Annotated in this window: 24 protein-coding genes, 1 tRNA gene and 1 pseudogene; 15 read left to right on the plus strand and 11 right to left on the minus strand. The window is 70.8% G+C overall.

Going from position 1 to position 25,854, the window contains the following annotated elements:
• Positions 1 to 17: 17 nt before the first annotated feature.
• Positions 18 to 1,022 carry an adenosine deaminase gene (gene add, locus ACZLMO_RS07330; protein ID WP_425713224.1) on the plus strand — a complete coding sequence of 335 codons (1,005 nt, stop codon included), beginning with the start codon at positions 18 to 20 and terminating at the stop codon, positions 1,020 to 1,022.
• Positions 1,023 to 1,108: 86 nt separating this feature from the next.
• Here add and ACZLMO_RS07335 read toward each other — a convergent pair whose 3' ends face one another.
• Together ACZLMO_RS07335 and ACZLMO_RS07340 are read right to left on the minus strand one after the other, a co-directional pair.
• Positions 1,109 to 2,728 carry an MDR family MFS transporter gene (locus tag ACZLMO_RS07335; protein WP_425713225.1) on the minus strand — a complete coding sequence of 540 codons (1,620 nt, stop codon included), beginning with the start codon at positions 2,726 to 2,728 and terminating at the stop codon, positions 1,109 to 1,111.
• Between the two features lie 251 nt (positions 2,729 to 2,979).
• Positions 2,980 to 3,051 (minus strand) — tRNA-Asn (locus tag ACZLMO_RS07340).
• A gap of 151 nt (positions 3,052 to 3,202) precedes the next feature.
• Here ACZLMO_RS07340 and def point away from each other — a divergent pair.
• From def to ACZLMO_RS07365, 5 genes and pseudogenes are all read left to right on the plus strand, one after another.
• Positions 3,203 to 3,694 (plus strand): peptide deformylase, encoded by a 492-nt coding sequence (def, locus tag ACZLMO_RS07345; protein ID WP_425713226.1) that lies wholly within the window; start codon positions 3,203 to 3,205, stop codon positions 3,692 to 3,694.
• Positions 3,695 to 3,734: 40 nt separating this feature from the next.
• Entirely contained in the window at positions 3,735 to 5,270 is a 1,536-nt protein-coding gene (locus ACZLMO_RS07350; RefSeq protein WP_463653339.1) for an MFS transporter, read from the plus strand.
• A complete protein-coding gene (locus ACZLMO_RS07355; protein WP_463653340.1) occupies positions 5,270 to 5,866 on the plus strand; it encodes a TetR/AcrR family transcriptional regulator in 597 nt (198 codons plus the stop codon). The genes ACZLMO_RS07350 and ACZLMO_RS07355 overlap by 1 nt, the downstream gene beginning before the upstream one ends.
• A gap of 216 nt (positions 5,867 to 6,082) precedes the next feature.
• Positions 6,083 to 6,583 (plus strand): DUF3145 domain-containing protein, encoded by a 501-nt coding sequence (locus tag ACZLMO_RS07360; protein WP_463653341.1) that lies wholly within the window; start codon positions 6,083 to 6,085, stop codon positions 6,581 to 6,583.
• Between the two features lie 171 nt (positions 6,584 to 6,754).
• A pseudogene (locus ACZLMO_RS07365) lies at positions 6,755 to 7,588 on the plus strand (mycofactocin-coupled SDR family oxidoreductase).
• A 125-nt stretch (positions 7,589 to 7,713) separates the two neighbouring features.
• Here the strand turns inward: ACZLMO_RS07365 and ACZLMO_RS07370 are convergent.
• From ACZLMO_RS07370 to ACZLMO_RS07385, 4 genes are all read right to left on the minus strand, one after another.
• Positions 7,714 to 8,919, minus strand: a complete 1,206-nt coding sequence (locus tag ACZLMO_RS07370) for a beta-ketoacyl-[acyl-carrier-protein] synthase family protein (RefSeq protein ID WP_463653452.1) — start codon at positions 8,917 to 8,919, stop codon at positions 7,714 to 7,716.
• A 157-nt stretch (positions 8,920 to 9,076) separates the two neighbouring features.
• Entirely contained in the window at positions 9,077 to 9,325 is a 249-nt protein-coding gene (locus tag ACZLMO_RS07375; RefSeq protein WP_425713231.1) for an acyl carrier protein, read from the minus strand.
• A 61-nt stretch (positions 9,326 to 9,386) separates the two neighbouring features.
• Positions 9,387 to 10,403, minus strand: a complete 1,017-nt coding sequence (locus tag ACZLMO_RS07380; RefSeq protein WP_463653342.1) for a beta-ketoacyl-ACP synthase III — start codon at positions 10,401 to 10,403, stop codon at positions 9,387 to 9,389.
• A complete protein-coding gene (locus tag ACZLMO_RS07385; protein WP_463653343.1) occupies positions 10,400 to 11,332 on the minus strand; it encodes an ACP S-malonyltransferase in 933 nt (310 codons plus the stop codon). Before ACZLMO_RS07385 ends, ACZLMO_RS07380 begins: the two co-directional genes overlap by 4 nt.
• A 189-nt stretch (positions 11,333 to 11,521) precedes the next feature.
• Between ACZLMO_RS07385 and ACZLMO_RS07390 the strand changes: the two genes are divergently transcribed.
• From ACZLMO_RS07390 to ACZLMO_RS07400, 3 genes are all read left to right on the plus strand, one after another.
• On the plus strand, positions 11,522 to 12,184 hold the full coding sequence (locus tag ACZLMO_RS07390) for a hypothetical protein (protein WP_463653344.1): 663 nt from the start codon (positions 11,522 to 11,524) through the stop codon (positions 12,182 to 12,184).
• Between the two features lie 278 nt (positions 12,185 to 12,462).
• Positions 12,463 to 13,191, plus strand: coding sequence for a DUF6318 family protein (locus ACZLMO_RS07395; protein ID WP_425713235.1), 729 nt, complete (start codon positions 12,463 to 12,465; stop codon positions 13,189 to 13,191).
• Positions 13,191 to 14,063, plus strand: a complete 873-nt coding sequence (locus ACZLMO_RS07400) for a hypothetical protein (RefSeq protein WP_463653345.1) — start codon at positions 13,191 to 13,193, stop codon at positions 14,061 to 14,063. Before ACZLMO_RS07395 ends, ACZLMO_RS07400 begins: the two co-directional genes overlap by 1 nt.
• Before the next feature lie 11 nt (positions 14,064 to 14,074).
• Here the strand turns inward: ACZLMO_RS07400 and ACZLMO_RS07405 are convergent, their stop codons facing one another.
• Positions 14,075 to 14,692, minus strand: a complete 618-nt coding sequence (locus ACZLMO_RS07405; RefSeq protein WP_425713237.1) for an anthrone oxygenase family protein — start codon at positions 14,690 to 14,692, stop codon at positions 14,075 to 14,077.
• A gap of 67 nt (positions 14,693 to 14,759) precedes the next feature.
• On the opposite strand from ACZLMO_RS07405, the gene ACZLMO_RS07410 reads away from it, so the two are divergent.
• Positions 14,760 to 15,398, plus strand: a complete 639-nt coding sequence (locus tag ACZLMO_RS07410) for a TetR/AcrR family transcriptional regulator (protein WP_463653346.1) — start codon at positions 14,760 to 14,762, stop codon at positions 15,396 to 15,398.
• A gap of 150 nt (positions 15,399 to 15,548) precedes the next feature.
• Here ACZLMO_RS07410 and ACZLMO_RS07415 read toward each other — a convergent pair whose 3' ends face one another.
• The 3 genes from ACZLMO_RS07415 to ACZLMO_RS07425 all read right to left on the minus strand — a co-directional run bounded on the left by ACZLMO_RS07415 (position 15,549) and on the right by ACZLMO_RS07425 (position 17,809).
• Positions 15,549 to 16,166: a DUF4203 domain-containing protein gene (locus ACZLMO_RS07415; RefSeq protein WP_463653347.1), complete on the minus strand. Its 618-nt coding sequence runs from the start codon at positions 16,164 to 16,166 to the stop codon at positions 15,549 to 15,551.
• Between the two features lie 140 nt (positions 16,167 to 16,306).
• A complete protein-coding gene (locus ACZLMO_RS07420) occupies positions 16,307 to 16,654 on the minus strand; it encodes a TlpA family protein disulfide reductase (protein ID WP_425713240.1) in 348 nt (115 codons plus the stop codon).
• Between the two features lie 117 nt (positions 16,655 to 16,771).
• Entirely contained in the window at positions 16,772 to 17,809 is a 1,038-nt protein-coding gene (locus tag ACZLMO_RS07425) for a hypothetical protein (protein ID WP_463653348.1), read from the minus strand.
• 383 nt (positions 17,810 to 18,192) lie between these two features.
• On the opposite strand from ACZLMO_RS07425, the gene ACZLMO_RS07430 reads away from it, so the two are divergent.
• Entirely contained in the window at positions 18,193 to 18,936 is a 744-nt protein-coding gene (locus tag ACZLMO_RS07430) for a DUF6318 family protein (RefSeq protein WP_425713242.1), read from the plus strand.
• A gap of 290 nt (positions 18,937 to 19,226) precedes the next feature.
• Here ACZLMO_RS07430 and aceE read toward each other — a convergent pair whose 3' ends face one another.
• The gene (aceE, locus tag ACZLMO_RS07435; RefSeq protein WP_463653349.1) at positions 19,227 to 21,968 is read right to left on the minus strand and encodes a pyruvate dehydrogenase (acetyl-transferring), homodimeric type; all 2,742 of its coding nucleotides are present in this window, start codon (positions 21,966 to 21,968) and stop codon (positions 19,227 to 19,229) included.
• A gap of 230 nt (positions 21,969 to 22,198) precedes the next feature.
• Between aceE and ACZLMO_RS07440 the strand changes: the two genes are divergently transcribed.
• The 4 genes from ACZLMO_RS07440 (at position 22,199) to ACZLMO_RS07455 (ending at position 25,810) form a co-directional block, all read left to right on the plus strand.
• Positions 22,199 to 22,615 carry a DUF3052 domain-containing protein gene (locus ACZLMO_RS07440; RefSeq protein WP_425713244.1) on the plus strand — a complete coding sequence of 139 codons (417 nt, stop codon included), beginning with the start codon at positions 22,199 to 22,201 and terminating at the stop codon, positions 22,613 to 22,615.
• A 215-nt stretch (positions 22,616 to 22,830) separates the two neighbouring features.
• Positions 22,831 to 24,537, plus strand: coding sequence for a carbon starvation CstA family protein (locus ACZLMO_RS07445; RefSeq protein ID WP_425713245.1), 1,707 nt, complete (start codon positions 22,831 to 22,833; stop codon positions 24,535 to 24,537).
• Positions 24,534 to 24,812 (plus strand): cory-CC-star protein, encoded by a 279-nt coding sequence (locus ACZLMO_RS07450; RefSeq protein WP_425713246.1) that lies wholly within the window; start codon positions 24,534 to 24,536, stop codon positions 24,810 to 24,812. Before ACZLMO_RS07445 ends, ACZLMO_RS07450 begins: the two co-directional genes overlap by 4 nt.
• On the plus strand, positions 24,803 to 25,810 hold the full coding sequence (locus ACZLMO_RS07455; protein WP_425713247.1) for an ArsA family ATPase: 1,008 nt from the start codon (positions 24,803 to 24,805) through the stop codon (positions 25,808 to 25,810). The genes ACZLMO_RS07450 and ACZLMO_RS07455 overlap by 10 nt, the downstream gene beginning before the upstream one ends.
• Positions 25,811 to 25,854: the final 44 nt, after the last annotated feature.

Genomic DNA, 25,854 nt, shown 5'->3' on the forward strand with positions numbered 1-25,854 from the left:
CCGGCGACAGTAGCGTCATGACCGTCGACGACGACTTCCTCACCGCCCTGCCCAAGGTGGAGCTCCACCTGCACATCGAGGGCACGCTCGAGCCCGAGCTGCGCTTCCGGCTCGCCGAGCGCAACAACCTCGACAAGCCGTACGACACGGTCGAGGAGCTGCGCGCCTCCTACGACTTCGACGACCTGCCGTCGTTCCTCGCGATCTACTACGCAGGCATGAACGTCCTGCTCACCGAGGAGGACTTCTACGACCTCGCCCGGGAGTACCTCGAGCGCGCGGCGGCCCAGAACGTCGCCTACGTCGAGATGTTCTTCGACCCGCAGGCGCACACCTCGCGCGGCGTGCCGTTCGACGTCGTCGTCCGTGGCCTGCGCCGCGCCCAGCAGGACGCCGAGAACCGGCTCGGTGTCCGCAGTGCGCTCATCATGTGCTTCCTGCGCGACTTCGAGGCGGGCTACGCGATGGCCACGCTGCTCGAGTCGCTCCCGTACAAGGAGTGGATCGTCGGCGTCGGGCTCGACTCCGACGAGAAGGGGAACCCGCCGAGCAAGTTCACCGACGTGTTCGCCCGGGCCCGCCGCGAGGGCTACCGGCTGACGATGCACTGCGACGTGGACCAGGAGAACTCGATCGAGCACATCCGCCAGGTGCTGCACGAGATCGGGGTCGAGCGCATCGACCACGGCACCAACGTCCTCGAGGACGAGGCGCTCACGGCCGAGCTCGTCACCCGCGGCATCGGGCTCACCTCCTGCCCGATCTCCAACACGTTCTGCGGCGACGGCACGAAGGCCGACGAGATCCGCCGCTGCCTCGAGGCCGGCATCCGGATCACCATCAACTCCGACGACCCGGCCTACTTCGGCGGGTACGTCCAGGAGAACCTCGCGGTCCTCGCGAACGAGTCCGGGTTCACCGCGGAGGAGCTGATCCGGCTCGAGCGCAACGCGGTCGACATCAGCTGGGCCCCGCCGGCTGTCAAGGCCGACATCCGCGAGCGGCTCGACGCCCTCGCATAGGACGCTGCGGACAACGACGACGGCCCTCGGCCGCCCGGCGGTACCCGGGTGGCCGAGGGCCGTTCACGTGTCGTGGCGCCAGGCGGTCAGCCGACGACGTCGACCGGCACCTCGCGATCGTCGGCGCGACCCTGACCGGCCGGGTCCCGGGAGACGGTGGGCCGACCGCCGGGGTCCGTCGTCGGGGCATGGGCCTCGTCCGGGAGCGCGGATCCCAACGGGGGTTCGGCGTCGTCGTGCTCCTCCTGGTCCTCTGGCGTGCGGATGAACCACGCGAGGACCGCGGCGACGAGCGCGAAGCCCGCGGCCACGAGGAAGCCCGTGCGGGCGCCCGGCTCGCCGGCGGCGGCCCTGGGCAGACCGTCGTCGAGGTTGGCGCCGAGCACGGCGGAGTACAGCCCGACGAGCACCGCCACGCCCGCGGCGCCGGCCACCTGCTGCAGGGTGTTGAGGACCGCCGACCCGTGCGAGTACAGCGGGCGGGGGAGCGACCCGAGGGACGCCGAGAACAGCGGCGTGAATGACATCGCGAGCCCGAGCGAGATGCCGGTCTGGACCACGACGATGAGCCAGATGGGCGTGCCCTGGCCGATCGTCCCGTAGAACAGCAGCCCGCCCGTCAGCAGGGTGGTGCCCGGGACGAGGAGCGCCCGGGGGCCGCGCGCGTCGTAGATCCGGCCGATGACCGGGGCGAGCAGACCCATGACCAGCGAACCGGGCAGGAGGATGAGGCCGGACTGGAGGGCGTCGAGCTCGGCGACGTCCCGGAGGAACAGTGGCAGCAGGTTGAGCGTGCCGAACATCGCGAGCGCGACGATCGCCATGATGCCTACGGCGATCGTGAAGTTGCGCGAGGTGAAGACGCGGAGGTCGAGCAGCGCCCGGTCGGTGCGCTGGAGCACGAGCTGGCGCCACACGAACAGGCCGAGCATGACGAGCGCGACACCGAGGACCGAGGACGCGAACGCGACGGTCGACATGCCGAGCTGCCCGGCGAGCCCGCCCTCGCCCTCCGCCGCGAACTGGCTGAGCGCGAACACGGTGCCGCCGAAGCCGAGCGCCGTGAGGACGACCGACACGGGGTCGAAGGAGGGGCGGGTGGTCTCGCCGAGGTTCGTCATCCAGCGGGCGCCCAGGAGCAGGGAGACGACGGCGATCGGCAGGACGATGGCGAAGAGCCAGCGCCAGCTCAGCGTCTCGAGCACGGCGCCGGAGAGGGTGGGGCCGATCGCGGGGGCCAGCGAGATGACCATGCCGACCAGGCCCATCATCCGGCCCCGGGAGCCGGGCGGGACGACGTTCATGATCGTCGTCATCAGCAGCGGCAGCATGATGCCGGTTCCCGTGGCCTGCACGACGCGCCCGGTGAGCAGGAGAGGGAAGCCGGGCGCCACGAGGCAGACCAGTGTGCCGAACGTGAACAGGCTCGACGCGGCGAGGAACACCTGGCGGGTGGTGAAGCGCTGGAGCACGAACCCGGTGGTGGGGATGACGACGGCCATCGTCAGCATGAACGCGCTGGTCAGCCACTGCCCGAGCTCGGGGTCGAGGCCGAGGTCCCGGTTGAGGTCGGGGACCGCGATGCCCATCGTCGTCTCGTTGAGAATCGCGACGAAGGCGGCGACGAGGAGCAGCCAGATGACCTTCATGGCGCGGGGATCGACGAACTCCTCCGCGCGGGTGGAGGTGGTGGTGCGGGATGACATGAGGTCTCCGGTCGGAGTGCGGGTGGTGCGGGTGGCGACGGGCCGCGGTGGTGCCGGGCGGCGGGTCGTCCGGGGCCGACGCGGTGCGTCAGCCGGTAATGGCGGCCGGAGGAGTCCGGCTGGCGGCCGGCACGGATCCGGTGGGCCGCGAGCGACCCTACGACCGAACCGAGACGGGCGCGAGAACATTCCGGACGCGTGCCCGAGGGACGAGAAGGGCCCGGGATCCGATCGGATCCCGGGCCCGGGTGCTCCCGCGGTTGGACTCGAACCAACAACCGTTCGATTAACAGTCGAATGCTCTGCCATTGAGCTACGCGGGATCGTGCGACGACCGACTCTAACAAACAGCCGCGGCGCTCCGGGCCCCGAATCCGGCCCGGGACGCGACCTGTGGGCAGACTCACCGACGGGTGCCCGGCACCGCTGCGACGCGAGCCGGAGGCGCCCCGACCCGGTGGAACAATGAGCGCCATGGCCATGCGTGAGATCAGGACCGTCGGTGACCCCGTGCTGCGCACCGTGTGCGACCCGGTGACGGACGTCGACCACACCGTCAAGCAGCTCGTCGAGGACCTGCTCGAGACGGTCGACCACGACGGGCGGGCCGGGCTGGCCGCCAACCAGATCGGCGTCTCCCTGCGCGCGTTCTCCTGGAACATCGACGACGAGATCGGCTACATCCTCAATCCCACCCTGGTCGCGGTCGACGAGGAGCACTACCAGGACGGCGACGAGGGCTGCCTCTCGGTCCCCGAGCTCTGGTTCCCCACCGAGCGCGCCTGGTACGCACGCGCCGAGGGGACCGACCTCGACGGCAAGAAGGTCGTCGTCGAGGGGGAGGAGCTGATGGCCCGCTGCATCCTCCACGAGCTCGACCACCTCGACGGCATGCTCTACCTCGACCGACTCGAGCGTTCCGTGAAGAAGAAGGCCATGAAGGCCGTGCGCGAGATGATGGCCTGACGCTAGTTACTAGACCGTACGTACGGTATAGTAACTCGGCGTGACCGCGACCGATCCACGCCCCACCGACAATTCGAGACCCGCCACCGGCTCCCGCCGCTGGCTCCTGCTCGCCACGGTCAGCTTTGGCCTGCTCCTCATCACGCTCGACAACTCGGTGCTCTACACCGCGCTGCCGACCCTCACGGCCGAGCTCGGCGCCTCCGCGTCCCAGTCGCTGTGGATCATCAACGCCTACCCGCTCGTCATCGCGGGCCTGCTCCTCGGCTCCGGCGCACTGGGGGACCGGATCGGCCACCGGACCATGTTCCTCGGCGGGCTCGTCGTCTTCGGCCTCGCCTCGCTCGCGGCGGCCTTCGCCCCGACGGCGGGCGCCCTCATCGCTGCCCGGGCCTTCCTCGCGGTCGGCGCAGCGGCGATGATGCCGGCGACGCTCGCGCTCGTGCGCCTCGGTTTCGACGACGTCCGCGAACGCAACTTCGCCATCGCCGTGTGGGGGAGCATCTCGCTCATCGGCTTCGCTATCGGCCCGATCATCGGCGGTCTGCTGCTCGAGCACTTCTGGTGGGGGTCGGTCTTCCTCGTCAATGTGCCGATCGTCGTCCTCGCCCTCGTCGTCACCCCGTGCGTTGCGCCGCGTGCACCTCGGGACTCGTCGAGGTCCTTCGACGTCCTGTCCTCGGTCCTCGCGCTCGCGATGCTCAGCGGCGCCGTGCTCGCGATCAAGGAGGCCTTCCACCAGCCGCAGGCATGGGGGACCGTCGGGGCGGCGGCCGTGGTCGCCGTCGTCGCCGGGGTGCTCTTCGTCCGCCGGCAGCGCAGCCTCGCCGACCCGCTGCTCGACTTCTCGGTCTTCCGCAACCGCGCCTTCTCCGCCGGCGTGCTCGCGGCCGTCACCGCGATGTTCGCCATCGGGGGCGTCCAGCTCCTCACCACACAGCGATTCCAGCTCGTCGCCGGGTACACCCCGCTCGAGGCCGGGCTCCTGGTCACCGCGATCGCCGTCGGATCGCTGCCGAGCGGGCTCCTCGGGGGCCTCTTCCTTCATCGCCTCGGCCTCCGGGTGCTGGTCTCCGGCGGCCTTGCCGTCGCCGGTCTCGGGATCGTCGTGTCGATCATGGGGACGGAGATGGGGCTCGCGATCTTCGTCGTCGGACTCGTTCTCACCGGCCTCGGGCTCGGCGCCTCGATGGCCGTCGCCTCGACGGCGATCCTCGGCAACGCACCGCCCCGCCGGGCCGGCATGGCCGCCTCCGTCGAGGAGGTGAGCTACGAGTTCGGCGGGCTGATCGCCGTCGCCGTGCTCGGCAGCCTGTCGTCATTGCTGTACGCGGCGAGGGTGGTCCTGCCCGACGGTGCGCCGGTGGCCGCCGGCGAGAGCATCGGGGCGGCCCGCGAGGTCGCCGACGTCGTGCCCGGCCTGATGGAGGCCGCGTCCGCCGCCTTCGACGAGGCGTACCTCGTGATCCTCTCCGTCGTGGCCTTCGCCCTCGTCGTGGCGGCCACGGCAGCGGCACTGCTGCTGCGGCATCACGGCCCTGGAACCGCAGCCAGCAGCTTCGAGGGGAACGAGTGATGGCACGCCCGAGCAGCCGCATCCGTGCCCTCGACGCCGCCGCCACGATCGTCGGGCGCGACGGACTGCGGGCATTGACCTATGAGTCGCTGGCCGCCGAGACCGGGCTGACCAAGGGCGGACTTCTCTACCACTTCCCCTCCCGCGACGCCCTGGTCGTCGCGATGCACGACCACCTCGCCGCGCGGTGGGACGCGGACATCGCCTCGTTCGTCGACGGTGACCCGGCCGAGGCGGATGCGGAGGCGCGCCTGGCCGCCTACGTCCGCAGCACCGCCAGCACGCCGACCCGTGCCGAGCTGCTCCTCCTGCTCGAGTCCGTCGACGTCCCCTGCCTCGTCGGGGCGTGGAACCGGGTCATCGAGGACTGGGCGCCGCCCGTGCCTGCCGAGGTCGACCCGGACGGGGAACCGTCGGGAGATGCCGGAGGCGATGGTGCGGACGGGGCGGCCGAGCTCGATGCCTTCGTCGCGCGCCTCGCGGCCGACGGCCTGTGGGTGTTCGAGGCGCTGACGGGCAATGCGCTGCCGGCCGCCGTGCGAGAGTGGGCGGTCGAGCGGATCATCGCACTCGGAACCGGGCGCCCCGCAGGCTGACCGACGGGACCGACGACGACGATCCCCGGTCGCCGGCGACGCGAATCGTTCACACCGGCACCACCCGTCCCACCCGCCACAGGCGCACGTGCCGTTCCTGGCGCGATCGCCGACATTCAGGCATCCTGGTGCCGTTCCGCCGTGGATCATGCTCAGCCCGGTTCTCGCGAGGCCGTTGGGGAAGACGTCCCTCGCAACCGAACCAGGAGGCTCGACATGAGTGGTGCCTACACCCGCGGCGTTGTCTTCGTGCACTCCGCGACCCGTGCGCTGTGCCCCCACGTCGAGTGGGCGGCCGGCCAGGTCCTCGACGCGCGGCTCTCGCTCGAGTGGACCGATCAGCCGGCCGCGCCCGGACTGCTGCGCGCCGAGCGCTCCTGGGTCGGTCCCGTCGGCACCGGCGCCCGCCTCGCCTCCGCGCTGCGCGGCTGGCAGCACCTGCGCTACGAGATCACCGAGGAAGCCGCACCCGGCTCCGACGGCGGCCGCTGGTCGCACACGCCCGAGCTCGGGATCTTCCACGCCCAGACGGATGCGCACGGCAACGTCGTGGTGCCGGAGAACCGACTGCGGGCGGCCCTCGAGCACGCCGGCGACCCCGTCCGGATGCGGCACGAGCTCGATCTCGCGCTCGGTCAGGCCTGGGACGACGAGCTCGAGCCCTTCCGCTACGCGGGCGCCGGGGCGCCCGTGCGCTGGCTGCACCGCGTGGGCTGAGGCGCCTCGTCGCGGGACCTCCCTCGTCGGGGGATGACGGCCCTCCGGGTCCTCCCGGCCCGTCGTCGAGGGCCGGCGACGGCGCCCTTCTGTTCCGGCACTCGGTGCCATAGCCTGGTCGGACCGTCCCCGGGCACCGGCGCCCGGGGTACCCGACGAAGGGAGCACGCCATGGCAGGCCGTCTCGAGGGCAAGGTCGCCTTCATCACCGGAGCCGCACGCGGGCAGGGTCGTAACCACGCGATCCGCCTCGCCCAGGAGGGCGCGGACATCATCGCGGTCGACGTGTCCGACCAGGTCGCGACCGTCCCCTAGGACACGGCGCGCGCCGAGGACCTCGCCGAGACCGTGCGTCAGGTCGAGGCGCTCGACCGCCGCATCGTCGCCCGCGAGGCGGACGTCCGGGACCTCGCCGCGCTGACCGCCGTGGCCGACGAGGGCGTGGCCGAGCTCGGCCGGCTCGACATCATCCTCGCGAACGCGGGCATCAACACGATGTCGCCCACCCTCGAGATGGACGAGGAGATGTGGCAGACGATGATCGACGTCAACCTCACCGGCGTGTGGAAGACCGTGCGCGCCGCGGCCCCGCACATCGTGGCCGGCGGCAACGGCGGGTCGATCGTCATCACGTCCTCGCTCGCCTCCATGAAGACGAACGCCAACATCGCGCACTACACGGCGGCGAAGTCCGGCGTCGTCGGGCTCATGCGGGTCCTCGCGAAGGAGCTCGCTCCGCAGAGCATCCGCGTCAACACGATCCACCCGACGACGCTCGCGAGCCCGATGATCCTCAACGACCCGACCTACCAGCTGTTCCGACCGGACCTCGAGAACCCCACGCGGGAGGACTTCGAGGAGGCGGCGCGACAGATGAACCTCATGCCGACGGCGGCGCTCGAGCCGGACGACACCTCCGAGGCGATCCTCTACCTCGTCTCGGACAGCGGCCGGTACGTCACCGGCATCGAGCACGCCCTCGACGCCGGGGCGCGCCAGGGCTGAGCAGTCGCCCGGGAGTCGGGGACGAGGTCACGACGGCGGGTGGACCGGTAGCGAGTCCGGCCCACCCGCCGTCGTGCACGGGGTTGCGGGGTTCGTCCGTACGGACGGACGTCCGAGGGCGTCGGTCAGACGCTGCCGACGAGGATCGCGGCGTTGTGCCCGCCGAACCCGAAGGCGTTGTTGAGGGCGGCGACCTGCCCGGTGGCGCTCAGCTCGCGGGGGGTGTCGCGGACGACGTCGACCTGGACGGCCGGGTCGAGGTTCTCGATGTTGATCGTCGGGGGAGCGGTGCGCTCGCGGACGGCCAGCACGGCGAAGATCGTCTCGAGCGCGCCCGCGCCGCCGAGCAGATGACCGGTCATCGACTTCGTCCCCGAGACCGTGACCTGCTCACCGAACAGGCGGCGGATCGCCTCGGCCTCGATCGTGTCGCCGACCGGCGTCGACGTCGCATGGGCGTTGACGTGGACGACGTCGGAGGCGGCGAGCCCCGAGTCCTCCAGTGCGATGCGCATCGCACGCTCCTGGCCCTGGCCGGAGGGGTCGGGGGGAGCGACGTCGAAGGCGTCGGCCGTCATTCCGGTGCCGAGGACCTCGGCGTGGACGGTGGCTCCGCGGGCGGCGGCGTGCTCGGCAGACTCGAGGACGACGATGCCGGCGCCCTCGCCCATGACGAAGCCGTCGCGGTCGACGTCGTAGGGGCGCGAGGCGCGCTGCGGGTCGTCGGACCGCCTCGAGAGGGCCTGCATCTTGCCGAACGACGCCATGGTGACCGGGTGGATCGCGGACTCGGTACCGCCGGCGACGACCACGTCGGCGACGCCGGTGCGGATCATCTGGACGCCCTGGGCGATCGCCTCGGCGCCCGACGCGCAGGCGGAGACGGGTGCGTGCGCGCCGGCGCGCGCACCGAACCGGACGGAGATGTTGGCGACCGGCGAGTTGGCCATGAGCATCGGCACGGTGAGCGGGAGGACGCGGCGGGCGCCCTTCTCGCGGACGGTGTCCCAGGCGTCGAGCAGGGTGTGGATGCCGCCGATGCCCGTCGAGACGACGGCGCCGAGGCGCTCGGGCACGACCTCGGGCTCTCCGGCATCCGCCCAGGCCTCGAGCGCGGCGACGACGGCGAGCTTCCCGGACGGATCGAGGCGGCGGGCCTCCTGGCGGGTGAGCACGGTCTCCGGGTCGACGGCGACCTCGCCGGCGAAGTCCACGGTGATCCCGTACTGCTCGGCCCAGTCGTTGTCGAGCGTCGCGATCCCGGAGGTTCCGGCGAGCGCGGCCGTCCAGGTGCTGGCGACGTCCCCGCCGATGGGGTTCGTCGTCCCCATGCCGGTGACGACGACCCGGCGGCGCTGGGTGGACTGCTCGGACACGGGTTCCTCCTCGGGTACGCGCAGCTGCCGCGCGGTGGTTCGACCCGGGCGGCGTGGTGCCGACGCGGGCGGGTTGGTCGGGGGCACCGGCTCGGAGCCCCCGACCGGGGTGTCAGGCCTGGGCCCCGACGATGTACTTCACGGCGTCCTGGACGGTCTTGAGGTTCGCGACCTCGTCGTCCGGGATGGTGACGCTGAAGCGCTCCTCGGCGAGGGTCGCGATCGTCATCATCGACAGGGAGTCGACGTCGAGGTCGTCGGTGAACGACGCCTCCGGCTTGACGTCCTCGACCGGCAGGCCGGTCTCCTCGTTGACGATCTCGGCGAGGCCCGTGAGGACCTCCTCCTCCGTGTGTGCCATGTGCTTCTCCTGGTGTGGTTGAAACTGGACGGGGGTCAGTGTGTCAGGCCCCGCGCGGGGGTCACGGTACGACGACCACCTGCGCGGCGTAGGCGAGGCCCGCGCCGAAGCCGATCTGGAGCGCGATGTCCCCGCTCGAGGCCTGGCCCTCGCGGATGAGCCGCTCGAGGGCGAGGGGGATCGAGGCGGCCGAGGTGTTGCCGGTGTCAGCGATGTCCCGGCCGACCACCACATCCTCGCGCAGCCCCAAGTACTTCACCATGTGGTCGATGATCCGCATGTTCGCCTGGTGCGGGACGAACACGTCGATCTGGTCGGGGGTGAGTCCGGCAGCCTCGATCGCCCGTGCGGCGACCTTGGTCATCTCGAAGCTCGCCCACTTGAAGACGGTGGGGCCCTCCTGGCGGAGGGTCGGCCAGGACCGGTCGGCCTCCGGGTCGTCCGACCGGAAGGTCGACCACGGGTGGGTCTGGGAGATGACGTCCGCCTTGGAGCCGTCCGAGCCCCACACGGTCGGGCCGATGCCGGGGGTCTCGGAGGGGCCGACGAGGGCGGCGCCCGCGCCGTCGCCGAGGATGAAGCTGATGGAGCGGTCCGTGGGATCGATGTACTCGCTCATCTTCTCCACGCCGACGACGAGCACGTGGTCGGCCGTCCCCGAGCGCACGAGGGCGTCCGCCTGGGCGATCCCGTAGGCGTAGCCGGCGCAGGCCGCGGAGATGTCGAAGCTCGCCGCCGGGTTGGCACCGATGCGGTCCGCGACGATGCCGGCCAGCGACGGTGTCTGGGTGAACCAGGTGACGGTGCCGACGATGACGGCGTCGACCTGCGCCGCGTCGACCCCGGCGGCGGCGAGGGCTGCCTCGGCCGCGGCGCTCGCCATGTCCACCACCGTGGTCCCGGCGTTCGCGTACCGGCGGGTGACGATCCCCGTGCGCTGCTGGATCCACTCGTCGGAGGAGTTGATGGGCTCGACGATGTCGTCGTTCGGCACCGTTCTCTCGCCGCGGAACCCGCCGACGCCGAGGATCCGCGCGTGGGCGTTGGGGGCGGCGGTGGTGAGGACTGGGCGGCTCATGAGGCTCCTTCGATGTCCGACTCGGCGAGCTCGGCGGCCGCCACGAGGTCGTCCGGGGTGGACAGGGGGCGGACGGTCACGCCCGGGAGCGTGCGCTTGGCGAGGCGCGTGAGCACGCCGGCGGGGGCGAGCTCGACAGCGGCTGTCACCCCGTGCGCGAGGATCGTCTCGCAGCACAGGTCCCAGCGGACGGGGTTGGCGACCTGCGCGACGACGCGGGCGAGCGCCTCGGTGCCGGCGGAGACCTCGGCGCCGTCCCGGTTGGACAGCAGGGCGGTGCGCGGGTCCGCCGTGGTCAGCCCGGACGCGGCGGCGGCCACGGCGTCGAGCGCCGGCCGCATGTGCTCGGTGTGGAACGCGCCGGCGACGGCGAGCGGCACGACCCGTGCCTTGGCGGGGGGCTGCTCGGCGAACGCGGCGAGCTGCTCGTGCGTGCCGGCGGCGACGATCTGGCCACCCCCGTTGACGTTGGCGGCGGTCAGGTCGGCAGCCTCGATCGCCGCGGTCACCTCGGCGGCGTCCCCGCCGACGACGGCGGACATGCCCGTCGGCGTGACGGCGGAGGCGTCGGCCATCGCGCGGCCACGGGCGGCGACGAGTCGGACGGCGTCGACGTCGGACAGCACCCCGGCGACGGCGAGGGCGGCGAGCTCGCCGACGGAGTGGCCGGCGGCGACCGACGGGGCGAGGCCGGGGGAGCGGGCCTCGAGGGCGCGGTAGGCGAGGATCGACGAGGCGACGATGAGCGGCTGCGCGAGGGCCGTGTCCTTGATGGTCTCGGCGTCCGCGTTGGTCCCGAGGTCGGCGAGGTCGAGGTCGGCCGCGGCCGAGAGGTCGGAGAGCAGGGTGGCGGAGGCCGGGTCGTCGAGCCAGGGCGCGAGCATGCCCGGCGTCTGGGCCCCCTGTCCCGGGGCGAGCACAGCAATCATTCGGCCAATCTACCGCCGCGCCACCGGGCGGCCGGAGCGGCGGCTGCGTGTCGGACGGGAGCGCGGGTCCGTCGTCGTCGGGGGAGGATGCGCGCGCGTGCGTCCCGGGAGACGAGACCGGCTGCGCGTCGTCGTGCGCGGTCCGGCTCCCGGCGGGCGGGATCGGGCCCGGCCGCTATCCTGGCGGACATGTCCCTCGTGCGCCGCCCTGCTCTCCTGCTTGCACTCCTGCTCGCCACGACCGACCACGGATCCCACCGGCACGCCGCCGACCAGGACGCCGACCCCCGTGAGGAGGAGCTGCGCGCGCGGCTCGAGGAGGACCCGAACGACACCGTCGCCTTCAACGAGCTCGCCGAGATCGTGCGCCGCCACGGGTCCCAGGCGCGGGCCGCCGACCCGCTGACCGCGGACGTCCCCCAGTCCGACCCGCGGTCCGCCGACCTCGCCGTGTGGGCGCTGGCCGAGGAGCTCGCCGGTCGCCCGAACGCCTGGTACCCGCTCATCGAGCTCGCGCGACTCTCGGTCGAGGACGATCTCGACGGCGCCAACCGTCGGCTCGGTGCGGCGTGCGCCCGCGAGGAGACCGGGCTCGCGCTGGCCGAGTCGCTGTGGGTGCTCCGGGAGTCCGGTCACCCGACGCACGCGCACGCCCTGGCGACCGCCCACTGGGACGCCGAGCGGCACGTGCCCGCCGCGGGCCGGCAGATCGTGCTGGCCGCCATCGAGTCCGAGCGGTACGAGGACGCCGAGCGGTACCTCGAGCTCATCGGCGCGCGCGAGGACGAGGAGAGCGCGGCCGCGGTGACCGAGCTCCGGTCGGTGCTCGGCGACGCCCGCACTCAGCGGTAGCACCCCGTTCGTCGAGATTGCGGTTGGTGCACGTCGAGATTGCGGTTGGGAGATCTCGCGCGACCGACCATCTGGTCGAGAGTGCGGTGTAGGCACGTCCGTTGCTCGCCCTGCTGATGTCGAGAGTGCGGTGCAAGCACATCGATGGCTCGGCGTAGTGGAACCGCGAGCGACGCGCGGATGGGGCTGCGAGTACTGACCGGGGTGGACAGTCCGAGCTATGCACAGGAGGAGCGGTAGCCGCCCGACCGGTGACGGCGGACGCTAGCCTCGGCGACATGACGCGACCAGGGGGGCGCCATCCGTGTCGGTTCGCTGCGCTGCTGCTCGTCGGTGCGCTCGGGCTGACCGGATGCGGCGGCGACGACGACAACGCGAGCGAGACCCAGCGACCACCGGTGTACGTGGGGCCCGATGACGAGTCCGAGTCGGGGGAGACCGCGTCCGACGACGAGACCCCGTCCGAGTCCGCGAGTGGACGTGAGTCCGGGACCGACGGCGCCGAGGCGAGCACCGACGACATCGAGTGGACCGAGTGGGAGCTCGAGCGGCGTGAGCGTCCGGAGCCGGAGCCACCACCTGAGATGGACGACGACGGCGAGGCCGGTGCGCTCGCGGCGGCCCACTACTTCGTGGAACTCATCGAGCACATGGTCGAGACGGGAGTTTCTGAATCGTTCGAAGCTGTTTCTGGTGCGGACTGCGGATACTGCTCCTCGCTCGTGGACTCGAGCATACAAAACGCTATCGAGGGTAGTTATGTCGACCAGTACGTTATTCGGGTTGATGAGTCGCAGGTTGGTGCGCCGACCGAGGACCACCCTGATTGGATCGTCGAGTTTCGAGGCGAAGAAGAGGCTTATTCGGTCGTAGATTTCAATGGTGATGAGATCGAGCATGTGGAACCGGAATCATTCACCATGCACATCATTCTCAGCCACACCGACGGTAAATGGGTGCTGCAAGCCGGTGCATACACGCCAGGATCCGAAGAGTCCGCGTCGTGATGAGGAAATCCACGAGGCTTGGGTTCGTTGGAATGGTGGTCATGCTGACGTTGGGAGTGGGCTCCGCAAGTGCTGTCGATGGCGATGATCGAGGTATCAGTGCAGGTACCTCCGATGACGGAGTCGATCTTGCTGCCCTTGAGCAGCTGCGGTCGTCTACTCCGGTGGCGGAGCGAGGTCAGAACATCGAAGAAGATGTCGGCAGTATCGCGGCCCGTGGGCCCTTGCGAGAAGCTGTGCGCCGACATGTGAGGACAGGTGACGGAAAGACGCAGGTCGGGCAAACAGGGCGGTTCCTCGGGCAATGCGTGATCATCGAGGCTGAAACGGGTAGCACGTGCCCGTACAGGTTGCCCTTGGGGGCGAACAGCCCGGCGGCAGTCCCACAGGAAGTCCCGGCCGGCGCGGACCCCGTCGAGGTCACTCTCACGCGCTCGGAGGCGGCGAGCCTGCTGGTCAACACCGGGGAGGCGATGATGGACGGCCGGTGGCAGCTGGCGAACATGCCGGTCCTGCTGTGGACGACCGCGTCTGAGCACACGGTGAGCGCCGACCTCCTCGGCCAGCAGGTGGACGTGCGGTTCAGCCCTCTCGAGTTCGAGTGGGACCCGACGGACGGATCGCACCCGTTCGTCACCTCGGACCCGGGCGCCCCGTACCCCGAGCACACGGTCTCCTACCCGTATCCCGACGGGCACGAGTCCATTCACGTCGAGCTGACGACGCTGTGGGAGGCGGAGTTCCGAGTGGGTGGCGGCGACTGGGAAGCGATTGACGGGACCATCCCGATCACCACCCGGACGCAGGCCTTCGAGGTGCGGGAACGCCAGGTCCGACTCGTGCCGGAGTGTGCGGTCCACGACCGCTGCTGAGGTCGCGGGAACTACTGCGTGGCAGCGACCCCCGACGCTGCCCGCGGACCGCGACCGAGTGCATGCACGCCGATCGTCGCCAGTGCGACGGCGATCCCGCTGAACACGGTGCGCGTGACGTTCCACGACTGCCAGCTGCCGGAGTAGTCCGACCAGACTCGCGCGGCCTCCGCGATGTCCTGCGGGACCGATACCCCCGCCAGCTCCTCGTTCATCGGCACGTTGACCAGCATCGTGAGGAGCAGTCCGCCGGCCAGGTAGACGAGCCCGGCGGCGAGGAGGTACGCCGCGGCCCGCGGACGTCGGGATCGGCGCGCGAGGAGGGCGGCCGCCGCCATGACCACCGGGGTGAGGAAGAACGCCGGGAAGAAGACCGCGTTCTGGACCGAGTCGTTCATCGCCTGCATCGCGGCGATCGCCACGCGAGGATCTGCGGCGTCGAGGCCCCACATCGTCGAGCACACCCAGGCGAAGAAGAATCCGAAGATCGCGGCGCCGAGGACGACCGCGGCGACGGCGCAGATCATCGCGGTGCGCATGCGACCTGGTGGCACCGCCCCGGCACCTGAGTCGTGGGACATGAGGGAGACGTGGTCGGTACGGGCGTCGGACGGGACCTGAGCAGACATGTCGACTCCAAGATCGGAACGCACGAGTTCGGTTCCAATAATGGAACCGGGTAGTACGGTTGTCAACATGCCGACGACGACGAACCGACGCGTGGGCCGACTACCCGCCGCCGCCCGCGCGGGCCGCGAGGTGGAGATCCTCGACGCCGCACGCGCGGTCCTCGTCGAAATCGGCTACGAACGACTGACGGTCCAGGCGATCGCCACGCGTGCGGGTGCGTCGAAAGAGACGATCTACTCGTGGTTCGGCGGCGTCGAGCAGCTGCTCGCCCGAGTCGTCGAGGCCAATGCCGACGCTGCGGCGGCAGCCGTGTCCGACGTCCTCGCCGCGGACGACGCCCCCACGCCTGCGTCCGCTCGTGCCACGCTCACCGGGTACGTGCGTGCGCAGCTCACGCTCCTGACGGGGGCGGAGTCGGTGGCGCTCAACCGGGCAGCCATGGCGTCGTCGTCGTTGGCCGAGGTCTTGCTCGCCGGTGGTCGCCACCGGGTCGGCCCGATCGTCGAGTCGTACCTCGCGCGGCTGGGCGCAGCGGGCGTGCTCCGGGTGAGCGACCCGGCGGACGCGTTCCGGCTCCTGTACGGGCTCGCGGTCCAGGACACCCAGATCCGTGTGCTCCTCGGGGAGGACCGGCCGACTCCTGCGCAGATCGGGGCGACGGCCGAGAGTGCGGTCGAGCGGTTCCTCTTGCTCACGTCTACGTAGCTAGTCGCGGCTCGGTCGGGGGCCGGGGCCGGGGCTGCGCCGGCCGACGGTGGTGGTCCGGGCTGCGTCCCGGAGGGGTGGTGACGTCGGCGGCGAGCCGCGTCGTCATGCCAGGGCGACATGACGCCACACGCACAACGTGTCTCGGCCCTATCCCCAGGCCTGGCGCATCGAGCGCGCGCGACGCGTGCGGCGGACCTGGACGATGATGCCGACAACGGCCAGGGCCAGCTGACCGACGTACCAGAGCGGTTCGTCGACGACCGCGAACTGGGTGTCGCCGTACCGGTCGAGGTCGACCGTGCCGAGCAGCAGCATGAGCCCGCCGACCGCGGCGCTCGAGCCGGCGAGCGCGCTGACGACGACGAGCACAAGATCGGGCATGTCGGTGACGACGGCGATGAGCCCGAGGACGATGCCGCCGGCCACACCCACGGCCATGACCATCCACGGCTCGTCGACGCCCAGGGCGCCCGCGACGCTCCGCCCGACCACGAATCCCATCGAGGCGAACCCGAGGACGACGGCGATCGAGAAGAAGGCGAACGTGAGCCAGGAGAAGACCAGTGCGAGGACGACGGCGACCACCCAGGCCGTTGTGGTCGCGAGGTACCCGTCGCCGGACATCTCGGCCACCACGACCGTGCCGAGCCCGAATCCGATCAGCGCACCCCACAGCGCAAGCAGGATCCGCATGGCTCCGCGCCCGCGGAAGCACAGCAGCAGGCCGATGACGAGGGCGAGCGCACCCACGACGACGTCGTTCAATCCGGTCTCCGTCCCTCTGGCGATGGGGTCGGCCGCCCTGCAGTCGGGCAGCCGTTCCAGTGTCTCGCGCTCGGTTCCGCCGGTGGGGTCGGCCTGCTGCCTGCTGCCTGCTGCCTGCTGCCCGCTGCCCGCTGCCCGCGCTACGTGCTCGCAGGAACGAGCCGCTCGAGGAGGTCGCGTACCTTTGCGAGCCGCGGAACGTCGTCCTCACGGGCAAGCACGGCGCCGTCGGGCCCGAGAAGGAAGAACGTCGGCGTCTGCGTGACGCCGAGAGCCTCACCGAGGTCGAGGTGCTGCGTGACCTCGAGCTCGACGTGCCGCACGCCGGGCTCCCTGTCGGCCACCCAGGAGAGCAGGCCCCGCGTCGACCGGCACGGAGCGCAGAAGTTCGACGAGAACTGCAGGAGCGTGGCGCGCGTCCCGAGCCGTCCGCGGATGCCGAGCAGCTCGGCGGTGAGGACGGTCGTCCCGGCCGGTGGCGTGCTCATGCGATGTCGTGCTCCTCGTCGACGGGCGGGCGGGCGCGGATCGCGCTCCCTCAGGGTCAACCGTCAGGGGCGACAGGAATTCCTCGCGAGGAGAACGCCCGGTGTGGGTCGGACCGGTCAGCTGACCCAGGCGAATGGTTCGAGCTCAGGTTGCTCGGCTACGTCCTGTACTGACCAGTTGATTGCTGTGTTGTACCCCGTGATGTGCCACGTGTCCCCGTCCGGTAGAAGCTGGGTCCTGCGCGTGTCGGCCCAGGACGTGATGGCGAGTGCGGTGCAGGTTGGCGTCGCACACCGCGGGGTCCCGTAGGTGATCTCGTGCTCGACCATGAAGGTCGGTTCGAATCCCGGTTCCGTATAGACGGACACGTCGGTGACTTCGACCCTGAGGTCGGTGACCCGGGGCTCGTCAGGAAAGCCCACAACCTCGTCGAGATCGGGTATCAAATGCGGATGATCGATGCCCTCCATGCTCGGCGAAATGTAATGGTGGATCGGCAGCAGACCGTAGGCCTCGAGGCCGTCTGCGACCTGGTCGGAGAATCCTGGGGAGAAGCGCCATCTGTTCCGGCTGATCCAGTCACGCAGGTCGCGAGGCCGATCACTACGTCTCACCTCGGAGTCGACCGCTTCCTCGACGACGAACTGCGATGCGTGAGCCACGGCGCCGTCGGCCAGGGCGAGCAACTCGTCTGTGTCGGCTCCCTCAACAGTGAGTCCGTCGGGCACGTGCATGAGTGGCGAGTCCTCCGCGATCTCGATCGAGACGTAGGGGCCAACGTCGTCCTCGTCGACCGGCCCGCGAGCAAAGCTCGGACCCAGCTCTGACGTGTGACCGTCGGGAAGCCGTAGTTGTGCGGCCTGCCGCTGGGTGCGGCTGAGGGTGTCCTTCGGTTGTGTCCACTCCCGACCGACCTCGACTGCGGCGGTCTGCCCTTCGAACCTCACGATGGAGTCTGCCTCGGCACCGATTGTCGTCGACGCGTCGACACCCATCACGACACCGGACCCGGAATCGTCGTCGCCTCCCGGCGCACCGCCGCAGGCACCGAGCAGAAGCGCGACCGCCGGCACAACTGCGGACGTGGCAGCACGGCGCCGTCGCCGGGACGGCCGTGGCGCGGTTGGGACAGACGGGTGCTGCTCGACGGTCACGTCGGTCTCCTCGATCGTTCGGCGTCGGGGGGACGTCCGGACCGGTCGGGGGTCGCCGGCGCGTTCAGCGTATGAATGACGGCGACGCGCCGTACCGGTTCTCCACAAGCGCGGTCGGAGCAGCCCTGACAGGTGCGCCGGAGGATCGTCGTCGTCGGGCAGGTCTCGTCCGGTCGCGGTCCGAGTGGGCACGACTGCCCCTTCCGCGGACGCGCGACATCTGGTTGATTGCGTGCTGCCGAGCCTCCTGATCAACGACTGCCCGGGACGTTCGGCGTCGCGCTCGTTCGTCCGCCGTTGCGACCCGCCCCCGCCGGCCGCACCGACCTCCGTCGCACCCGTCGACGCTCCCTGCACCCGCATGCACACACCACGAGGTCGCCATGTCCCGCACGCTGTCCCCCCGCACGCCCGCCCCACGCCTGCTCGCCATCGTCCCCGTACTGCTCCTCGGATCCGCCGCGCTCGCCGCCTGCGAGGGAGGAGAAGTCGTCCCACCCGTCGAGGGGGTCGAGGCGCCCCCGACCGCCGAGGCGCCGGCCACGGACACGCCGACGACCGACACGCCCACGACCGAGTCCCCGACGACCGAATCACCCCCGACCGAGGACACGCCCACCGATTCCGAGCCCCGGTCCGACGACCCCGCCTCCGTGTCCGTCGACGAGGTCGAGTGGACGGCCTGGGAGCTCGAGCGCCGTGGCCGCCCCGCCCCGACGCCTCCCGCCGCGTACGACGAAAACTCCGAGGCGGGAGCGATCGCCGCCGCCGAGTACTTCATGGAGGTCCTCGAGCACGGGTACGAGACGCTCGTCCCCGACACGCTGGCCGCCCTCTCCGGCCCCGACTGCACCTACTGCTCGGGCCGCATCGACGCATGGACGACCTGGTCGATCCGCGGAACCTATGACGAGGACTTCGAGGCCGAGGTGCACTCCATCGTGCCCGAACCTGGGGACACCGACTCGGAGTGGGGCGTCATCCTTGAGCTGACCGAGCCCGAGCGGACGATCGTGGACAGCGTCGGTGGCTTCGTGGAGACTGTGAGGCCCTACTCGTCCATGCTCGCCATCGGGATGCGGTGGGACGGACAGGGGTGGGTCTGGGAATCGGGCGTCCAGATCTGAGGCTGCCTCACCCGGCCGACGACGACGAACCCCGCCTGCGCTCTCGAGCGACCGTGCCAGGAGGCGCGCCTCAGCCGCACTCTCGACCGACGCGCGGCGTGCACCAACCGCAGTCTCGGCGTGCACGAACCGCAGTTTCGATGACGCGGGTGGCGCTGAACCGCACTCTCGACCAACTTGGGGCGCGCACCAACCGCAATCTCGACGACGACGAACCGCAATCTCGACGACGCGACGGCGAAGGGGCGCCCGGCCGAAGCCGAGCGCCCCTTCACGTCGAAGGATCTGGGTCAGGCGTCGCCGCCCGCGGTGCCGGACTGGCCGGCCTTCGGGTTGAGCAGGTCGTACTTGTCGATCGCCTCGCGGACGACCGAGGCGTCCATCGAGCCCTGCTTGACGAGGGCCTGCAGCGCCTTGACCACCATCGAGTGGGAGTCGATGAGGAACTGCCGGCGGGCCGCCGGGCGGGTGTCGGAGTAGCCGAAGCCGTCCGCGCCGAGCGTGTGGTAGTCGCCCGGCACCCACTGGCGGATCGAGTCCTGCACCTGGTGCTCGTAGTCGGACGTCGCGATGAACGGGCCACCGGCGCCGTCGAGCTTCGTCGTCACGTACGGGACGCGCTGGTCCTCGGGGTTGAGGAAGTTGTGCTTCTCGACCTCGAGGGCCTCGCGGCGCAGCTCGTACCAGCTGGTGACGGACCAGACTCCGGCCCGCACGCCCCAGTCCTGCGCGAGGATCTCCTTGGCGTGCTCGGCCCACGGCACACCGACGCCGGAGGCGAGCAGCTGCACCCACGGGCCGTCGCCCTCGGCCGCCGAGATGCGGTGGATCCCCTTGAGGATGCCCTCCACGTCGACGTCCTCGGGCTCGGCCGGCTGCTGCAGCGGCTCGTTGTACACCGTGAGGTAGTACAGCACGTTCGGGTCGCGGTCGTCCTCGCCGTACATGCGCTGCAGGCCGTCGCGGACGATGTGCCGGATCTCGTAGCCGTACGCCGGGTCGTAGTGGACGAACGCCGGGTTGGTCGAGGCCAGCACGGGGGAGTGGCCGTCCATGTGCTGGGTGCCCTCGCCCGCGAGCGTCGTGCGGCCCGCGGTGGCGCCGATGACGAACCCGCGCGCGAGCTGGTCGCCGGCGGCCCAGAACTGGTCGCCGGTGCGCTGGAACCCGAACATCGAGTAGAAGATGTAGACGGGGATCATCGGCACGCCGTGGGTGGCGTGCGAGGTTCCGACGGCCTGCAGCAGCGACGCCGAGCCGGCCTCGTTGATGCCGGTGTGCATGATCTGCCCCTGCTCGGACTCCTTGTAGGAGAGCATGAGCTCGGCGTCGACCGGCGTGTAGTTCTGGCCGGAGGTGTTGAAGATCTTCGCCGTCGGGAAGATGGAGTCCAGGCCGAAGGTGCGGGCCTCGTCCGGGATGATCGGCACCACGTGCCGGCCCATGCCCTTGTCCTTGATGAGCTCCTTGAGCAGGCGGACGAACGCCATCGTCGTGGCGACCTCCTGCTTGCCCGAGCCCTTGGCGAGGACCTCGAACGGCTTGTCGCCCGGCATCTCGAGGGAGGGCTTCGGCTCGCGCCGCTCGGGCAGGTAGCCGCCGAGCTGGCGGCGGCGCTCGAGCATGTACTGCAGGGTCGGGTCGTCGTCGGCGGGCCGGTAGTACGGCGCGTCGTAGGGGTCCTCGAGCTGCTCGTCGCTGATCGGGATCCGCATCGAGTCGCGCAGCATCTTGAGGTCCGCGACCTGCATCTTCTTCATCTGGTGCGTCGCGTTGCGCCCGGCGAAGTGCGGGCCCAGGCCGTAGCCCTTGACGGTGTGCGCGAGGATGACCGTCGGCTGGCCGGTGTGCTTCGTGGCGGCCGTGTAGGCGGCGAAGATCTTGCGGTAGTCGTGCCCGCCGCGCTTGAGCGCCCAGATCTGGTCGTCCGTCATGTCCTTGACGAGGGCCTTCGTGCGCGGGTCGCGGCCGAAGAAGTGCTCGCGGACGTAGGCGCCGTCGTTGGCCTTGAACGTCTGGTAGTCGCCGTCGTTGGTGGAGTCCATGAGGTTGACGAGCGCGCGGTCCTTGTCCGCCTGCAGCAGCGCGTCCCACTCGCGGCCCCACACGACCTTGATGACGTTCCAGCCCGCGCCGCGGAAGAACGACTCGAGCTCACGGATGATCTGGCTGTTGCCGCGGACCGGCCCGTCGAGGCGCTGCAGGTTGCAGTTGACGACGAACGTGAGGTTGTCGAGCCCCTGGTGGGCGGCGAGCTGGAGCATGCCGCGCGACTCGGGCTCGTCCATCTCGCCGTCGCCGAGGAAGGCCCACACGCGCTGGTCGGAGGTGTCCTTGATGCCGCGCTCGGCGAGGTACCGGTTGAACCACGCCTGGTAGATCGCGCCCGAGGGGCCCAGGCCCATCGACACGGTGGGGAACTCCCAGAAGTCCGGCATCTGGTGCGGGTGCGGGTAGCTGGGCAGGCCCCGCCCGTCCTCGCGGTGGCTGTACTCCTGGCGGAAGCCGTCCATGTCGGCCTCGGACAGGCGGCCCTCGACGTAGGCGCGGGCGTAGTTGCCCGGCGAGGCGTGGCCCTGCCAGAAGATCTGGTCACCGCCGCCCGGGTGGTCCTTGCCGCGGAAGAAGTGGTTGAGGCCCACCTCGTACAGGGTGGCGACCGACGCGTAGGAGGACAGGTGCCCGCCGACGGCGACGTCCGGCTTCTGGGCCCGCGCCACCATGACGGCGGCGTTCCAGCGGATCCAGCCGCGGTAGGTCCGTTCGACCTGCTCGTCGCCGGGGAAGTAGGGCTCGTTCTCGACGCCGATGGTGTTGACGTGCGGGGTGGTGAGGTTGCCGGGGACCGCGATGTCCCGGCGCCGCGCGTGACGCAGCAGGTTGAGCAGGATGTACCGGGCCCGCGGACCGCCCCGGTCGTCGATGAGGCCGTCCAGGGACTCGAGCCATTCGGCGGTCTCGTCCTTGTCGATGTCCGGTACCTGGCTCAGCAGGCCGTCGATCAGCGGCCGACCGTGATCAGTGGCAGTCACGTCATCTCACTTCCCGGGTGTGTGCGCCGAGAACGTCCGGCGCCTGCATATGGGCCCGACCATCGTAGGCCGCCCCGTGAGTCGCGGCCCACCGCTTCGCCTGCACCCGAGGAGGTGAGATGCCCGATACCGTGCGGGGTGACGAGTCGCCGAGCCGGTTCGTCGACGCGGCCCCCGGGACCCCGGGGGCGCATCGGTCGGGCGCGAGCCCGGGGAGGAGCAGTCGGGCTGTGCACGCCAGTGCGTACGAGGCAGTCGCCGGAGCGTTCGCGCCCGGCCAGGTCGTCCAGGAGTTCTGGTGGGACGACGACGCCGACGACGGGCTGAGGCAGGCCGTCGAGAAGCAGACGGGCACCGAGCTCGTCGACGAGAACCACTCCGACGTGTGCGACGGCGCGATCATCTGGTGGCGCAAATCAGACGCGGAGGAGGGCGACCTCACCGACATGCTCGTCGACGCCCAGGCCAACCTCGACGACGGCGGCACGATCTGGGTGCTGACCCCGAAGCCGACCTCGCCCGAGCACGTGGGCCCGGCGGACATCTCCGAGGCCGCGCAGATCGCCGGCATGAACGCCACCTCGGCCGTCTCCGCCGGCGCCGAGTGGTCCGGCACGCAGGTCGTCTCCCGCTCGCGCGGGAAGTAACGGGGTCGAACGCCCGACGACGACGCCCGGCGCGCGGTGGGCGGGCGTCGTCGGCGTGGCGCGGCTCGTGGCCGGTCGACCGCAGGACGGCCCGGCGCCGCGCGGCGCCCGTGCGGTTCGGCGCCGCCCGGGACCGGATCCGATACGGTGTGCCGACTGCATGACGGGAGCGGGGGTCCCGCCTCCCGACGTCGACGGCGACGATCGGAGTACTCGTGAACTCGGTGATCCTTGCGGTGATCGGCATCGCCATGGTGCTGGCCGGCTACGTCCTCTACTCCCGGTTCCTGGGGAGCCGTGTCTACCGGCTCCGGCGCAGCTTCGTCACGCCGGCGCACGAGATGGAGGACGGGGTCGACTTCGTCCCGACGAACAAGTTCGTGCTGTGGGGGCACCACTTCACCTCGGTCGCCGGCGCGGCGCCGATCGTCGGCCCGGCGGTCGCAGTGATCTGGGGCTGGCTGCCGGCCTTCCTCTGGGTCACGCTCGGCACCGTCTTCTTCGCGGGCATGCACGATCTCGGCGCGCTCTGGGCGTCGGTCCGGAACAAGGGCCAGTCGATCGGGACGCTGTCCGGCAGGTACATCGGTGCCCGCGGCCGCAACCTGTTCCTCGTCGTCATCTTCCTGCTGCTGCTCATGGTCAACGCGGCCTTCGCCGTCGTCATCTCCGATCTGCTCGTCGCCACGCCGACGGCGGTCATCCCGGTCTGGGGGGCGATCCTCGTCGCGCTGGTCGTCGGCCAGGCGATCTACCGCTGGAAGCTCAACCTCGTCGTCGTGTCGATCATCGGCGTCGTCGCGCTCTACTCGCTCATCATCCTCGGTGACAACTTCCCGATCGTCCTGCCCGACAGCATCCTCGGCCTCTCGCCGGAGGCCTTCTGGGTGGTCGTGCTCTTCCTCTACGCCGGTGTGGCCTCGGTCCTGCCGGTGTGGGTGCTCCTCCAGCCGCGCGACTACATCAACGGACTGCAGCTCTTCATCGGCCTCGGCATCCTCTACACGTCGGTGCTCATCGCCTCGCCGGAGCTGGTCGCCCCGGCCTTCAACAACGACGTCCCCGACGGCACCCCGAGCATCGTCCCGCTGCTCTTCGTCACGATCGCGTGCGGTGCCATCTCCGGCTTCCACGGGATCGTCTCGTCGGGCACGAGTGCCAAGCAGCTCGACAAGGAGACGGACGGACGGTTCGTCGGGTACTTCGGTGCCGTCGGGGAGGGCCTGCTCGCGCTCGGTGCGATCATCGCCACCACCGCCGGCTACCGGACGCTCGCCGACTGGGAGGCCGTCTACTCCGCCTTCAACGAGGGCGGCGTGGCCGCGTTCGTCGAGGGCGGCAGCGGCATCATGAACGCCGGCCTGGGCATCCCGTCGGGACTCAGCGCGACGATCCTCGCCACCATGGCTGTGCTGTTCGCGGCCACGACCATGGACACCGGGATCCGGCTGCAGCGATTCGTCGTCCAGGAGTCGCTCGAGCTCGCCGGTCTCCGCCTCGGCAAGGCGATCGCGACGGTCGTCGTGCTCGCCGTGGGCATGGGCCTCGCGTTCGGCGCGGGCGCGGACGGCACCGGTGGCATGGTCATCTGGCCCCTGTTCGGCACGACGAACCAGCTGCTCGCCGGGCTCACGCTGTCCATCATCGCCGTCATGCTGCTGCGCAAGCGGCGCCCGGTCCTCCCTGTCCTCATCCCGCTCGTCTTCGTGTTCGTCATGTCGCTGTACGCCGCGATCGTGCAGGTGGGCACGTTCTACAGCTCCGGCAACTGGCTGCTGCTGGTCCTCGACCTCATCATCATCGTCGCCGCGCTCTGGGTGATCCTCGAGGCCACGCTCGCGATGAGCAGTGCCCGCCGGAGTCCCGCCGAGGTCGACGAGGACGAGCCGTCGGTCGCCGCGGGGAGTGACGCCGGCCGATGACCGACGCCTCCTCGGGACGCGGCGCCGCGCGGTCCCGGCTCGCAGCGGGCCTGCGCGAGTTCTACGTGGCGCCCTACCGCCGGACCTTCGCCCGCGCGCAGCGCGACGAGGACGACCTGTTCATGATGATCGTGCTGGGCGAGATGCTCGGCGTGCCCAACCCGGCGAGCTACTACACGATCGAGCTGGTGCCCGTGATGTACGAACGGTTCCACGACTGGCACCGCCGCATGGGCATGGATCGCTCACCGCTGGACCACCTCTCGTGCTGCTAGAGCTCGCCGCCGGGCGACGCGTGCTGTTCGTCGGCGGCAAGGGCGGCGTCGGCAAGACCGTTGTCGCCTCCGGTGTCGCACTGGCACAGGCGCGTGCCGGCCGTCGTGTCCTCGTCGTGTCCACCGACCCGGCCCACAACCTCGGCCACCTCTGGCAGGTGCCGGTGGGCGACCGGACCGTGGAGCTCGCGCCCGGGCTCGACGGGCTCGAGATCGATCCCGGCCGCACGACCGACGAGCACCTGACGGCGGTGGGACACACGATGCGCCGCCTCATGCCGGAGCACCTCTCCGGCGAGGTCGACAAGCACCTGGCCCTTGCCCGCGACGCCCCTGGCACCCACGAGGCCGCCGTGCTCGAGCGCGTCGCCGAGGTGCTCGAGGACACCGACCACGACCTCGTCGTCCTCGACACCGCGCCCTCCGGTCACACCTCCCGGCTCATGGCACTGCCCGAGATGATGACCGCGTGGACCGACGGACTGCTGCGCAGGCAGGATCGGTCCGCGCGGTTCGGTGCGGCCCTGCGCGGCTTCGACGACGACGGTGCGTCCGAGAGCATCGTCGGCACGGGTACCCGGCGTGATCGGCGGGCCGAGCGCGACCATGAGGTGCGGCGCATCCTGCTGCGGCGGCGCACCCGGTTCGCCCGGTTGCGCGACCTGCTCACCGACGCCGACCGGACCGCGTTCGTCATCGTGCTGGCAGCAGAGCGACTTCCCGTCCTCGAGACGATCGAGCTCTACGGCCAGCTCCTGCGATCCGGTGTCCACATCGGTGGGCTGGTGGTCAACAAGCGTTCGCCGGGCGACGCGTCGGGACTGCTCGCGCGGCGGCGCGCGCAGGAGGAGCTGCACCTCGACACCGTGCGTGAGGCGCTGCCGCACCTTCCGTTCGTCGAGCTGCCGCTCCTGCCGGAGGACGTCGTCGGCGCGGAGCGGGTGGCGAGCTTCTCGGAACTGATCGCGGCGGCGGGGAAGGACGCGGGGAGCCGATGACGCGCGGATGTCCGGCACGGCCCGGTCGGCGGGTTCGCCGAGCC

Source organism: Georgenia sp. G2120, assembly GCF_055326485.1.

What these genes read in the sequence shown, in the direction of transcription:
- ACZLMO_RS07335 (WP_425713225.1), bottom strand. Translation starts at nt 2,728, where the DNA reads ATGTCATCCCGCACCACCACCTCCACCCGCGCGGAGGAGTTCGTCGAT.
- ACZLMO_RS07380 (WP_463653342.1), bottom strand. Translation starts at nt 10,403, where the DNA reads ATGAGCCGCCCAGTCCTCACCACCGCCGCCCCCAACGCCCACGCGCGG.
- add (WP_425713224.1), top strand. Translation starts at nt 18, where the DNA reads ATGACCGTCGACGACGACTTCCTCACCGCCCTGCCCAAGGTGGAGCTC.
- ACZLMO_RS07405 (WP_425713237.1), bottom strand. Translation starts at nt 14,692, where the DNA reads ATGTCTGCTCAGGTCCCGTCCGACGCCCGTACCGACCACGTCTCCCTC.
- ACZLMO_RS07450 (WP_425713246.1), top strand. Translation starts at nt 24,534, where the DNA reads ATGACCGACGCCTCCTCGGGACGCGGCGCCGCGCGGTCCCGGCTCGCA.
- ACZLMO_RS07385 (WP_463653343.1), bottom strand. Translation starts at nt 11,332, where the DNA reads ATGATTGCTGTGCTCGCCCCGGGACAGGGGGCCCAGACGCCGGGCATG.
- def (WP_425713226.1), top strand. Translation starts at nt 3,203, where the DNA reads ATGGCCATGCGTGAGATCAGGACCGTCGGTGACCCCGTGCTGCGCACC.
- ACZLMO_RS07430 (WP_425713242.1), top strand. Translation starts at nt 18,193, where the DNA reads ATGTCCCGCACGCTGTCCCCCCGCACGCCCGCCCCACGCCTGCTCGCC.
- ACZLMO_RS07395 (WP_425713235.1), top strand. Translation starts at nt 12,463, where the DNA reads ATGACGCGACCAGGGGGGCGCCATCCGTGTCGGTTCGCTGCGCTGCTG.
- ACZLMO_RS07355 (WP_463653340.1), top strand. Translation starts at nt 5,270, where the DNA reads ATGGCACGCCCGAGCAGCCGCATCCGTGCCCTCGACGCCGCCGCCACG.
- ACZLMO_RS07420 (WP_425713240.1), bottom strand. Translation starts at nt 16,654, where the DNA reads ATGAGCACGCCACCGGCCGGGACGACCGTCCTCACCGCCGAGCTGCTC.
- ACZLMO_RS07375 (WP_425713231.1), bottom strand. Translation starts at nt 9,325, where the DNA reads ATGGCACACACGGAGGAGGAGGTCCTCACGGGCCTCGCCGAGATCGTC.
- ACZLMO_RS07400 (WP_463653345.1), top strand. Translation starts at nt 13,191, where the DNA reads ATGAGGAAATCCACGAGGCTTGGGTTCGTTGGAATGGTGGTCATGCTG.
- ACZLMO_RS07390 (WP_463653344.1), top strand. Translation starts at nt 11,522, where the DNA reads ATGTCCCTCGTGCGCCGCCCTGCTCTCCTGCTTGCACTCCTGCTCGCC.
- ACZLMO_RS07360 (WP_463653341.1), top strand. Translation starts at nt 6,083, where the DNA reads ATGAGTGGTGCCTACACCCGCGGCGTTGTCTTCGTGCACTCCGCGACC.
- ACZLMO_RS07370 (WP_463653452.1), bottom strand. Translation starts at nt 8,919, where the DNA reads ATGGGGACGACGAACCCCATCGGCGGGGACGTCGCCAGCACCTGGACG.
- ACZLMO_RS07410 (WP_463653346.1), top strand. Translation starts at nt 14,760, where the DNA reads ATGCCGACGACGACGAACCGACGCGTGGGCCGACTACCCGCCGCCGCC.